The organism is Martinezella sp. CNPSo 3957 (assembly GCF_057784395.1).
Genome location: NZ_JBXSOU010000014.1, coordinates 133,477 through 144,946, shown reverse-complemented (window position 1 = coordinate 144,946; position 11,470 = coordinate 133,477). Strand labels below are relative to the sequence as shown.

The 11,470-nt window shown below is 57.3% G+C and carries 15 protein-coding genes and 1 tRNA gene; 7 read left to right on the top strand and 9 right to left on the bottom strand.

Annotated elements, in window-relative coordinates:
• From AC13QE_RS26140 to AC13QE_RS26110, 7 genes are all read right to left on the bottom strand, one after another.
• On the bottom strand, positions 1 to 603 hold the full coding sequence (locus AC13QE_RS26140; protein ID WP_488485882.1) for a hypothetical protein: 603 nt from the start codon (positions 601 to 603) through the stop codon (positions 1 to 3).
• A 1-nt stretch (position 604) separates the two neighbouring features.
• On the bottom strand, positions 605 to 2,347 hold the full coding sequence (locus AC13QE_RS26135) for a ShlB/FhaC/HecB family hemolysin secretion/activation protein (RefSeq protein WP_488485881.1): 1,743 nt from the start codon (positions 2,345 to 2,347) through the stop codon (positions 605 to 607).
• Between the two features lie 14 nt (positions 2,348 to 2,361).
• Positions 2,362 to 3,039: an invasion associated locus B family protein gene (locus AC13QE_RS26130; RefSeq protein ID WP_488485880.1), complete on the bottom strand. Its 678-nt coding sequence runs from the start codon at positions 3,037 to 3,039 to the stop codon at positions 2,362 to 2,364.
• A 410-nt stretch (positions 3,040 to 3,449) separates the two neighbouring features.
• Complete coding sequence (locus tag AC13QE_RS26125; protein WP_488485879.1) at positions 3,450 to 3,725, bottom strand: type II toxin-antitoxin system RelE/ParE family toxin; 276 nt, start codon at positions 3,723 to 3,725, stop codon at positions 3,450 to 3,452.
• On the bottom strand, positions 3,725 to 3,979 hold the full coding sequence (locus AC13QE_RS26120; protein ID WP_488485878.1) for a type II toxin-antitoxin system ParD family antitoxin: 255 nt from the start codon (positions 3,977 to 3,979) through the stop codon (positions 3,725 to 3,727). Before AC13QE_RS26120 ends, AC13QE_RS26125 begins: the two co-directional genes overlap by 1 nt.
• A 917-nt stretch (positions 3,980 to 4,896) precedes the next feature.
• Positions 4,897 to 5,559 carry a flavin reductase family protein gene (locus AC13QE_RS26115; protein WP_488485877.1) on the bottom strand — a complete coding sequence of 221 codons (663 nt, stop codon included), beginning with the start codon at positions 5,557 to 5,559 and terminating at the stop codon, positions 4,897 to 4,899.
• 212 nt (positions 5,560 to 5,771) lie between these two features.
• The gene (locus tag AC13QE_RS26110; protein WP_488485876.1) at positions 5,772 to 6,236 is read right to left on the bottom strand and encodes a winged helix-turn-helix transcriptional regulator; all 465 of its coding nucleotides are present in this window, start codon (positions 6,234 to 6,236) and stop codon (positions 5,772 to 5,774) included.
• A gap of 148 nt (positions 6,237 to 6,384) precedes the next feature.
• On the opposite strand from AC13QE_RS26110, the gene AC13QE_RS26105 reads away from it, so the two are divergent.
• Positions 6,385 to 7,305: an alpha/beta fold hydrolase gene (locus tag AC13QE_RS26105; protein WP_488485875.1), complete on the top strand. Its 921-nt coding sequence runs from the start codon at positions 6,385 to 6,387 to the stop codon at positions 7,303 to 7,305.
• 238 nt (positions 7,306 to 7,543) lie between these two features.
• Positions 7,544 to 7,939, top strand: a complete 396-nt coding sequence (locus AC13QE_RS26100; protein WP_112435101.1) for a cupin domain-containing protein — start codon at positions 7,544 to 7,546, stop codon at positions 7,937 to 7,939.
• 102 nt (positions 7,940 to 8,041) lie between these two features.
• Here AC13QE_RS26100 and AC13QE_RS26095 read toward each other — a convergent pair whose 3' ends face one another.
• Entirely contained in the window at positions 8,042 to 8,263 is a 222-nt protein-coding gene (locus AC13QE_RS26095) for a Fic/DOC family N-terminal domain-containing protein (protein ID WP_488485874.1), read from the bottom strand.
• 229 nt (positions 8,264 to 8,492) lie between these two features.
• Here AC13QE_RS26095 and AC13QE_RS26090 point away from each other — a divergent pair, with 229 nt between their 5' ends.
• From AC13QE_RS26090 to AC13QE_RS26080, 3 genes are all read left to right on the top strand, one after another.
• A complete protein-coding gene (locus tag AC13QE_RS26090; protein WP_488485873.1) occupies positions 8,493 to 8,765 on the top strand; it encodes a helix-turn-helix transcriptional regulator in 273 nt (90 codons plus the stop codon).
• Positions 8,766 to 9,271: 506 nt separating this feature from the next.
• Complete coding sequence (locus tag AC13QE_RS26085) at positions 9,272 to 9,412, top strand: hypothetical protein (RefSeq protein ID WP_488485872.1); 141 nt, start codon at positions 9,272 to 9,274, stop codon at positions 9,410 to 9,412.
• A 15-nt stretch (positions 9,413 to 9,427) separates the two neighbouring features.
• Positions 9,428 to 9,724 carry a hypothetical protein gene (locus tag AC13QE_RS26080; protein WP_488485871.1) on the top strand — a complete coding sequence of 99 codons (297 nt, stop codon included), beginning with the start codon at positions 9,428 to 9,430 and terminating at the stop codon, positions 9,722 to 9,724.
• 703 nt (positions 9,725 to 10,427) lie between these two features.
• Here AC13QE_RS26080 and AC13QE_RS26075 read toward each other — a convergent pair.
• Positions 10,428 to 10,517: transfer RNA gene (locus AC13QE_RS26075), tRNA-Ser, on the bottom strand.
• 306 nt (positions 10,518 to 10,823) lie between these two features.
• Between AC13QE_RS26075 and rplU the strand changes: the two genes are divergently transcribed.
• Together rplU and rpmA are read left to right on the top strand one after the other, a co-directional pair.
• Positions 10,824 to 11,141, top strand: coding sequence for a 50S ribosomal protein L21 (gene rplU / locus AC13QE_RS26070; protein WP_004127263.1), 318 nt, complete (start codon positions 10,824 to 10,826; stop codon positions 11,139 to 11,141).
• 32 nt (positions 11,142 to 11,173) lie between these two features.
• Positions 11,174 to 11,443, top strand: a complete 270-nt coding sequence (gene rpmA, locus AC13QE_RS26065; protein ID WP_004127267.1) for a 50S ribosomal protein L27 — start codon at positions 11,174 to 11,176, stop codon at positions 11,441 to 11,443.
• The last annotated feature ends 27 nt before the right edge of the window (positions 11,444 to 11,470 follow it).

Genomic DNA, 11,470 nt, shown 5'->3' with positions numbered 1-11,470 from the left:
CTACTTCCGTGGCGTTAGCCACGTCTTCACCTGCTTCATGAACGTCTCGGCCAGTTGGGTTGCCACGGCGGTCTGATTGGGGGTGACGGCCGCATTGATGACCATCGCGGGAATAAGCGCTAACCCGTCCCCGCGGACCGTCATGTCATTGGCGCGGATCTCCTGAGCCTGCGCGATCAGTTTTCCTGTGCGCATGTCCTCGAGGCGGACGGTTCCATCGATAAAGCTGTTGTTACCTGCGATAATTCTGCCAGGAGCCGACGCGACATCCAGATCGTGAAGGGTAACAATCAACCGTGCGGGAATATTACCCCCTGGATAGCCCTTCAGATCTTTTGCAAGTCTTTGCTGCAGGACACGCGACACAAGTGCTACCTGAGATTCCCGCGTGTCACCATTCAATAGCGGTGATCCCATCCTCAGATCAGGCGCCGATTCGATGCGAACATCAGCTATACTGGCCGTGCTAAGCGCTGCGGTGAGGCGTGGATCTTGTGTCGTGCATCCGGCCACGACAGTCGAACCCACAAGCGCAGCGGCAAGCAGAGCTCTGGTCACGCCGCGATGCAATTTTTTGCTACTTTCCTTCATCTTCTCACCCATTTCACCACCTCACTGACGTACTGACAAACAAGAGCCCGGAGTCGCGACGGTCGACCGTGCCACCAAAGACATCCGAATAACCCATATCGAAATTGACATCGCCGCCGGCGAGCTTGGCGCCGATCGTCCAGCCGAGCATGTCGCCGCCTGCGATCTGGTAGCGGGCCTGGCGTGCGATCCGCCCGTAGTCGAGACCGACATAGGGCCTGAACTCTCCAAGCATCTTCGCCAGCTCGGCATTGTCGGCAAATGGCTGCGTCCGCCAGACGAGATCGTTGCGGATGAAGAAGCCGTTATTGCCGTAAAGCATCGTCTCGCGCGTGCCGCGCACCGAGGAATATCCGCCGACCGAGATCTGCTCGGCCCCGAACAGATTGTCGGGGGAATATTGCCCGGTGACGATTGAATTGATCTCGAAGCGCTGCTCAGCCACTTCGAAGGGCCGCGTCAGAGTGATCGTGCCCGTGAACTTCGAAAAGCGGGGATCTGCGTTGCCCGCGCCGGCATCGCCGGGAGCGACAGCGTCAAAGAGGTTGAGCCCCTGGCTATAGGAGAGATCGAAAACCCAGAGGCCGCCCAGCATGCGGCGCGAATGCGAGAGGCCGAGATCGCCGACCGTGTATTTACGGCTGCCGACCTCGATCCGGTTGCCGAGCAGGAAATTGTTGGTTTCCTTGTAGGTCAGACCGCTGTTGAAGGTGGTGATCGAATCCTTGTCGCGGAAGATCACGCGATCGGCGCCGACGCCGACCTGCTTGCTGTCGCCCGAGGTCTGCAGCGTGCCGAAATTGCCCGGAACGGAACTGTCATACTCGTACCAGGAGCCATTGGCGGAAAAGGTCCAATAGCCGTAGGGCGCGCTGACATTGCCGGAATAGCTGTTGCTCTTGCCATGGCCGTCATCGCGCCAGGGATAATCCGGACCGGTATGCTCGTAGCCGAAATTCCACTGATCGTTGATGCCAAAAAGGCCGTCATAGCCGATCGAAGCCGAGCTCTTGGAATAACCGGTCTGCTCCTGGCCAAGATTGCTGTTGCCGAATGACAGGTGCCAGGGATGGTTGGGCTTGTTCTCGATATTGAGGATCGAGGTGCCATCCGTCTTGCCGGGCAGCATCGCCGTCTTGGCATTGTTGGAGGTCAGGCGATTGATCTGGTCGAGGCCCTGCTCGATATCGCGCAGATTGGTGATCTCGCCCTTCATGCCGGGAAAGGCCGTGGCGATCACGCCGGAGCCCGGCGCACCGAAACCCGAAACTGGCTTGCCGTTGATGTAGATGTCGGCAAGCGTGCCTTCGACGGCAACGAGGCGCAGCACCTTGGTCTTGGCGATATCCTGCGCCGGCACATAGACACGGGAGCTGACAAACCCCTTGTCGAGATAGAGATGCGTGAGGTCGCGCAGCAGTGCATTGATCTCGCCGACGCCCACACAGCGGTTCGCGTAAGGAGCCGTGACCTTGTCGATCGCGCGCACCGAAAACTGCCTGACGCCCTCGACCTCGATATGGGTGATGGCAAAGCATGGGCCAGCCTTGCCGCCGCCCGTCGCCGGCTGCTGAACCTCGACCGGAGAAGGCTTGGGCGTCATCTGGCCCAAGCTCTGCAGCCGCTGCTGCTCTGCTTCCTGTGCCTGCCGGCGCGCGAAGTCGTCGTTCGGCGTCTGCGCGGCCGCAGCCGAAGCCGCGAGAACCGCTGCCAGAAGCCCACCTATGGCGGCGGTCGAGCGCGAGATTGACGTCATAGGGTCCGCCCCGGTCAGTTCGAAGCAGCCTTCTGCAGCGCATCGAGCGCCGCCGACAATCCCTTCAGCGAGAACTTGATGTTGACCTTCTGGCCATTCATCATCTGCACATGGCCAGTGCCATCCGCAGCCTTGGAAAGGGCCGACACCATCTTGGCGTCCAGCTTCTGCTGCGCCCAGCAGCCGGCCTGGTTGCAGTTGCGGTAGGCCAACTGGACGACAGGTTTGTCTGCCACATCGATGCTAAGCCCGGCGGGAATGTACATATTAAGCGGTACGAGCGTGGTCAACACCAGTTCACTGGCAGGCTGCTTTGCCGCCTTCTTGTCCGTTGCGGCAGGAGCCGCCACCTTGGCAACCGCCAGCGTCAATATGTTCACATCCTGGTCGCCCTGCTTGACCGTTGCGATCTGCGCAACTTCGCAGTTCGTCGTCGCCGAACCGTCCACCGCCTTGCCGTCGATGCAGCGATAGTACCAGTCATCGAACTTCTGCACCCGCGCCTGAGGTGCTTGCTTTTGTTCTTCTGTTTGAGGGGCCGCGCTCGGAGCAGAACCGGCGCCGGACGACATATTGGCAGCCGCCGGAGCGGGCTGTTCCTGCGCGGTCGCGGAAAATGCAACCAGCGCCGAAGAAAGGAGCGCGACAGAGGTGAAGGTCTTAAAGGAGAAAGACTTAATTGCGGGGGACATACGAACTACCAAGTCAAAGCCATCCGCTTGCGCAAGGCGCACCTTGCTCAATCGGCATGTCGGTCAAAAATCAGGAAGATTCACCACAGGGTGGCGTAGCCGATCATGGGCCTGATCAGCTCAATAGCAGATTTCTAAAAAAGTACAGCAAAAAGTAGCAAGAACATGGGTGACTCACACGCTCGTTTTCAGATATGCGTGTAAAATCTGCAACACCGACGTTCAGCAATTGAATAAAATTGTCTCGCACTCGGCGGGATTAGAACTCCGCCCCACCCAATTAAAGCCGCAGGATACGACTATTTAGACAACGCCAGATAGGCTAATACACATCACGGCCACGCCTTAATGTCTCTGACACAACGATGCTTATTCGTCCGCTCAGCGAGAGCCTAAACTGAATCGCCGACTCAGTCTTCATGTCCATGGCGTATTCGGATCACGAAAATTGCCGCGCCCCCCTCAATCCGATAGACAATAAGATGGGCTTTGAAAGGATAAATTCTGACCGGCGGCGAAATCTCTTCCCGCTCACGAGCCATTCGCGGGTTGGCAGCGATTAGATCAAGCACAGCAAACAAGTCATCATGGTAACGTCTAGCCTGAGCGGTTCCAAACATGCGTACGCCTTGTTCGGCGATCGCAATAATGTCCTCTTCCGCTTCAACTGAAAGGCTGAAACGCATTACCTGTCGCCGCGCGTTGTTTCTCCGCGCTCGACGGCCGCAGCAAAGAGTTCATTCTTCGATCGGCTGCCGACGCCGCTTTTAAGACCGTCATCAACAAAACGCTGCATGGCGACAATCTTATCGCTACGGGCTTGGTCCCTACGAATCAAGTCGCGGACATAATCACTAGCATTCGAATATCGCCCAGTCTTTGCTTGCGCCTCGACCCAATCTTTCATGGGGTCGGGAAGAGATACATTCATCGTCGCCATTCGAGCCTCCATAGTGCCAGCAGGTTACGTGATGTTGGCAAAGTTTGTCAAACCGACAGCTGCTAATCGGCAGCCAATTTGGTTGCGCTCCAGCCGCCGGCGGTTGAACCCCGGCTTCGGCCGGCCAGGGAACCGGGGCACTCCTGGTGGAAATGTCTTTGTTCCAAAGGAGCTCAGCTGAGAGTGGTTCGAAAGAGCATTTCCAGCGAGGGCGCATGTACGCAATGACCCGCGCGCCAAACGCAACGATGACGCAGATATTGATTTTCGCATGCAAAAGTATCGACTTCTTATGAGGTGCGCGCCTGCGCACGACAAGTAAACACTCCCCAACACCATCCCTAGCAACGCACCTATAGCCAGGGCGTATCCTTGGTGCTATTTTCGCACACTAAGCGACACTATTATTCCAATTGCGGCACAATAGGGCTTTCTGAGCAGTTATTTTTTCGAAGCGAGAAGAACGTGACCGACACAGAAAAGCGAAAGCTTGCGCAACTCATTATGACGAAACTGCTGCTGATTTTCGCTGGATTAACGGCGTTCGCGGCAGTCGCTCTTTCGTCAATCAACTGAGAGTCAAAGAAGCATTTTTAGCGGGGGGGCTGGATCGCTCATTGCCTGTGCAAGGCATCGATCTTCATTGACTATCCCGCCATTGGCTGAAGATTTGAAGCCGTCGCCGGTCAGCGTCTCGGCGCTTTGAGGAAAATTGCGCTTGCGGGGTTGTGGTGGGCGGCCAGAAGGCGGCCCACGACTCGCAAAGGTTAGCTGAATTTCAGACATTGCGTGCGTGAAAATTGCACGTACGCTCTGTGAGGCGCGGACCGAACGACACGAATGACCCGCGCGGTTGCCGACAACTTCAGGTGCGGCCTGTAATGTCTCATATAGGCATCATTCTGAAATTGAATGCATCATCTGTCGGCTTTGAAAGTGCGGCCGAGATCCGGCCCGGTGCCGAAATAATGTCGAAACACGTAAAACAGCGGGCTCCACGTGCTGGTATCGATATGGTTGGTGCCAGCGACAACGATATCCTTGTGTGCGTGGACGCGGAGGACCTTCGCTTCGACGATGGAGAAGCTTTCGGGACGCTCGGCGGGCCATTCCGCACCGGGAGGATGCGCCGCCACCACCTCCGCCTCGAACTGGATCGGACATTCTGCGATGCGCAGAGGCCGCACGAGATCGGCGGTCTGCGGCGTGAAGCCGGCCACATCGAATTTATCGGCCTCGAAACGATAGCCGATCTTTTCCTTATGCGGGGGAACAGGATCGCGGCCCGTGGTCGGCGCGATCGCCTCGACCTTCGGCCACAGCTCCGGCGACGGAAAATTCAGCACCAGCTGACGCTCGCGCAGGAGATTTTCCCGGCCCTTGCTGGTCGATGTCAGACCCAGAACGACCCGGTCATATAGGGCCCAAAACGAGGACATCGGCGAGATATTCGTCGTGCCGTCAGGATTGAGGCTCGTAATCAGCACGACGGGAGTACCAACATAAAGCACGCTGGGCTTGATTTCGATATGCTCGTGATCGGTCTCGGCGGCGTTGAATTTGGCTGTGTTCATCAACATTGCAAACTCTCCTTTGAGAGTTCCAGTGTAGCCGAGATGACGCTTGCAATAGTTCGGCCGTGACCGAACTATTGATTGAAAGCCGGCGCGCCGGCCTAATCCACCTGGCCACCCTCGAACGGCGCTGATCCCTCTTCTCTTCCTTATGCACAAGCGCGGCCCGCCACCCGGTGGTTTCCGATGAAGGACTTGCGAGATTTTCGCCGGCTGATTTATTCGCGCTCGTCCGCGGGTGCCGGCACCACGATCACGGTATCCTCCGCCATAAGCATCCGCCCATCCTGTGCTCGCAGTTCCAGCCGCCGCACGGGTAGGTTCGACGCTCTGTCGACGAGCGTCACATGCGGCTCATCGGGCTCGAAGAAGAAATCCTCGCCCCATTGGCGAAGGGCGACCAGCAGCGGAAACAGGCCGCGGCCCTTCTGCGTCAGCACATATTCCTGGTAGGAGCTGCCATCGGCGGCTGGCACTGTGTCGAGAATACCGTGGGCAACGAGATTGCGCAGCCGGGCCGAGAGGATGTTCTTGGCAAGCCCCAGGCTCTTCTGAAACTCACCGAACCGGCGCAGCCCGTCGAAGGCATCGCGGACGATCAACAGCGACCACCAATCGCCAATCGCATCCAGCGGCCGCGCCACTCCGCACATGGAATCCTTGTGGCTTACTCTCTTGGCCATACCGCCGTGCCCTCGCTTGCTCACCTGTCATCATTCGCGTCGCAGCAAGATGCGGCTGCAGCGCCTTTCGGAATATATCGGTTGCAAACTAAAACCACAAGAGATACGCAATCATGGTTTCAAATTAAAACCACATTCGGAGACAACCGTGATTCCTGCCAATGAAACATTCGCCGGCACATTCCCCTTCGCACCGCATTTCACCGAGGCACCCGGCTTCCGGATGCATTATGTCGATGAAGGGCCTCGCGATGGCGAGATCATCCTCTGCCTGCACGGCGAGCCGACGTGGGGCTATCTGTTTCGCCATCTGATCTCGACGCTGAGCCGAATGCATCGTGTCGTCGTTCCCGACCATATGGGCTTTGGCAAAAGCGAAACGCCTGAAGGGCGCAGCTATTGGCTGCAGGATCATATCGCCAATCTGGAGGCCTTCGTGCTCGCGCTCGACCTTATGGATATCACGCTGGTGATGCATGATTTCGGCGGCCCCGTGGGCATGGGCCTTGCAGCCCGTCATCCTGAGCGCATCCGCCGCATCATCTCGGCAAATGGGCCAACGCCCTTCGGTCAGCCCGACAGTATGGAGCGAGGTGTTGCAAATGCCGCCGTCTCCCCGTGGTTTCAATGGATCATGAAGGCCGAGGCCGACGGCACGCTGGAGCCGGTGCTCGACCATCTCGGTTACAACATTCTCAGCACGCTCAAGCTCAACGGTTTCGAAAACAACGCCATCATCGATGACGCATGGCTCGATGCTTATGGCGCACCTTTTGCCACGGCGGCCGAGTGTCTCGGCGCACTGGGCTGGGCAAAAGGCTTCGCGACCGGCGCTCACCAATTCGAAGTACCCGATCCGGCCGCCGAGCGCATCATCCGTGGCAAGCCGGCGCTCGCCATTTGGGGCGAGGCGGACAGGACGCTGCATGCGGAGCATTTCCTGCCGCTCTTTTCCGCCCTGTTCCCATCAGCCCCGGTTGAGCGGCTTCCGGGTGTCGGCCATTATTGCTTCGAAGACGCGCCGGAAACCATCTCGGGCCTGATCGCGGATTTTCTGCGACGAACCTGAGCATCACGGTTCGGGACCAAATCCGAAGCAAAATGCGGAAGCGAGAAAATCTTCTCGCTTCTGTCAACCACGACGTAGCTCGACTACAGTCCACCTACCGCCACATGGTGCTTTGGAAATGCCATTGAAGACCGGCGAACGGCGGCGGATGTCAGCTGATTGAATGCGGCTCCGATTGACATTCTCCACGGTTGTGACACCGTTCCGCATGGTTGCCGACCCACCGTCCGGAGGCAAAATGACAAAGCGATCGCAAGCCGTTATCACCACTGCGGAACAACGCCCACGCGACGGATGGAACGATCCTGTCCATGGCTCCATCTCCTGGCACACGCTGCTTAGCAGCGACATCACCCCCACCGACAGCATGAGCGCCGGCATCGCGGACCTCGCCTTGGGCGGCGAACTCAAGCCGCATCGCCACGACCCATCGGAAATTTACTTCGTCTTCGAGGGAACTGGCATCGTCCAGATCGACGGCCAGGAGACGACGGTGAAGCCCGGCACGACCGTCTTCATCCCCGGCAACGCCGAACATGGCATCCGCAACGAAGCGTCCGCCAACCTGAAATTCTTCTACGTGTTTCCGACGGGATCTTTCACAGACGTGATCTATCGGTTTCCGGAGGATTAGCGTGTCGACTGATCGTTTCTGAGCGCTGTGCCTGGCGTCTAGCGAAACCACCCGTCTGCCGTTTGAGAAGCTGAAACATACAGAGGATAGTCGCGTTGGTAATCACGCCATCGGTCTGCCGAAGCTTGTCAAAGCCAAATTTGAGAGCATCACGATATAACGCAATTTCCTTTGCTGCTTGAGACGCCAACCCTCTTGAAATAAGTCCGCCTGAAACAACCCATCCTGGGTGGTGGTGACGATGTTTTCGATCTCCGAGCTCGCTTTTGCCTCTTGCAATACAAGCGTGTCGATTAGAATTCCTGGATTGGGTATTGCGACCACTCGCCCCTTCAACTTAGCGAGCGATCTGTGCGCGAGAGTGAGTGCCTTGAAGACCTCGATGGGTTCTCAGCCATAGGCGATGTCAGATCAGGATTGACCAACTGAGAAGATAAAACTTCCCGATCGGGGTGATTTTAACGTTCTTGTCATCGAACTTCCCGATCGGTAAGACTGGGCATTATTTTCGGAAGAAGCTTCCTGTACGGTAAGACGATTCAGGAGTTGTTCGATGTACAGGTCTGCACGGGAGTTCGGCGCCGCCGTTCGAGAGAAACGCAAAGCCATGGGCTGGACCCAGATCGAGCTTGCCGCTCGTTCCGGCACGGGCGAGCGCTTCATCGTTGAACTGGAAGCCGGCAAGCCAAGCTGCCAGCTCGAAAAATCCCTAGTCGTGGCACGCACCGTGGGGATCGAGATCGGTGACCTCAAGACAGTCCGATCTGTTCCGGCATCATCGGATGATGACCTCGACTTCCTACCAACCTTCGGGAATGATCGATGACGACAATCTTCTCCGAGAGCCTGCCTGTCGTCCACCTGACCTTCGAAGGTGAATGGCGGCTTGACTATACGCGAGCTGGGAAGAGCGCCGCTCAGCGTTCCCGATGTCGCTGACCATGCCATTGCGCTCAGGACCCGTTGCTACCGACAGGCTGCTGCCGTAGCTCGCCAATCTGCCCCCAGAAACGCATCTCACGGAGATCGGCCAGCGGCTGAAAGTCTCACCCAGGACATCGTTGGTCTGCTAAGTCATATCGGGCGCGACACAGCGGGTGCGTTTCCGATTGGCAAACCCCGCAATCCGGGTCTGGCTTCACTCACTCTTAGTCATCCATGCGCTGCAACGCGCCGCAGGCAACCAGCGCACATCAGACGGCGCGGCACGCTACGCGGCAAGAATGACTTCCATGCCGTCCACCTGATTTGCCGAAAGTCGCGCGCCGAACGACGACGAGCGTATCCCCGCGAACCGCATTTCCACATTCTCACCCCGATGGGGATGCATTGGTGGAGATCACGACACCGGAAATCCTGCGTGGTAAGCTCGCACGCAAGGCACAAGACACCGCCCTCGAGTGGGCAGCAAAGAACAAGGCAGCTATTGCCGCCGAGTGGAATCGGACCAATCCCCGCTTTCCATTCGCTTGAGGAAAGGAAACAGACATGGATATGCCGCGAATTGAAAGCATAACGCCAACGTCAAACATGACGCTGGCAATCAAGTGGAAGGGTGGTGCAGAATCCTCCGCAAACCTTATCGGCTGGATTGCGACCGGCGGCGAATTGCTCGCCCCGCTCAAGTCTCCCGATGTCTGGAAAACCGCCGAAGTCACCGACTGTGGCGCGACAGTCGAATGGGCCGACGATGATTTGGCGATCGATGCCTATCACCTTTTTCAGATCGCCGAAGACCAACGCGATTTTAACGCCGAGGTTTGCGGAAATGGCAGGAAGCAATAGGGCTCTCGAATAACGAGGCAGCGGACTTCCTTGGAGTCACCCTCCGCACTTGGAAAAATTATCGTGCCGGCGCTCCGGTTAGCCATGCCGTCAAGATGTTGTTGCATGCAAGCCAACGCGACCCGCTCTTAATGCATGCGCATTACCGCCCGCGTCAGAATGGTAGGCCGAAAGCCGCCTAGCCGACAGGCCATTCGTATTTCAATCGCTACTGGCACCTGCAACGTCTGGAGAAACGATGATTGGACGCTGCGCCACATGCCAAAGGCAACTCGATCTCGAAGGAGACCCACTTTCCTTGAACACGGGGATGATTGCTGGGGATGCGTCGGGCATATGGAGGCCCTTTGTGGCGGCCACGCGCAACAGAACAGTTCGATTGGATTCATTGCAAAGGAAATCGAGTGGTCTCCGAGCCATGAAGCGATGTCAGATCGGGAAGCTGATAGGACGGATTTAACATGAGCGACTCGATAAGTTAAAAAAACTCGATTTCTTTAACATGTTGCGACGAACATGTTAAATCCGCATCCATGATTGTCAGTGCGGGGCAATCCAAAATCTGAGTTGAATTCCGAGAAGCAGGCGTGCCGGGCAAGTGCCTTCAACGTGGCCCTGTGATCAATTGTGATCGCAAAGAGTAAAAACCCGCGACGCTTGCCGCAGACACAGCATCATAAGCGTATGATAATACACACGTTTATGGCGGAGAGGGTGGGATTTGAACCCACGATGCCCTTGCAGGCATGCCGCATTTCGAGTGCGGTGCATTCGACCACTCTGCCACCTCTCCGGTTATGCTGGTCGGCGCTTATTCGGCGCGGGCTGTCTCATAGCGACAGACGAGGGGGATGGCAAGGGCGAATGTGAAAGCTTTTCATCCTTTTGCCTTGACAGATCAGGGGCGCTTATATATCCCGTGCGACGCAATAGGTGTGGATAAGTCCGCGCCTTGCCTGCCCTGCTTCGCGCAGGGTTTCACCGGCAGATCTTTTACAAGGCCTCAGGCCTTTGGAATTCCTGCTAAGTTTCGACTGATAAAAAGACGGCCGCTCGCCACTATGGCGAGAGAGCCGGAACGAACATGAAAGGATAAAAAATGTTCGCAGTCATCAAGACCGGCGGTAAGCAGTACCGTGTGGCAGCTAACGACGTGCTGACCATCGAGAAGCTCGAAGTCACCGCCGGCGGCACCGTTGAATTCACCGAAGTCCTCGTTATCGGCGAAGGCGCCGACGCTGCGATTGGTGCTCCCTTCGTCAAGGGCGCTTCCGTCAAGGCCGAAGTGGTCGAGCACAACCGCGGCAAGAAGGTCATCGCCTTCAAGAAGCGCCGTCGTCAGAACTCGAAGCGTTCGCGCGGCCATCGCCAGCATCACACGGTTGTCCGCATCACGGACATCGTGGCTGCCAAGTAAGTAACGGGATCAAGGTTTAAAGGAGAACTCCAATGGCACACAAAAAAGCTGGCGGTTCCTCGCGCAACGGTCGCGATTCCGAATCCAAGCGCCTTGGCGTGAAGAAGTTCGGCGGCGAAGCCGTCATCGCAGGCAACATTATCGTGCGTCAGCGCGGCACGCAGTGGCACCCGGGTTCCAACGTTGGCCTCGGCAAGGATCACACGATTTTTGCGCTTACGGCGGGCAACGTGAACTACCGTACGAAGGCCAATGGCCGCGTGTACGTGTCTGTAATGCCGAAAGCGGAAGCAGCGGAATAAGCCGGTAGCGCTCTAAAACAGCCGGCG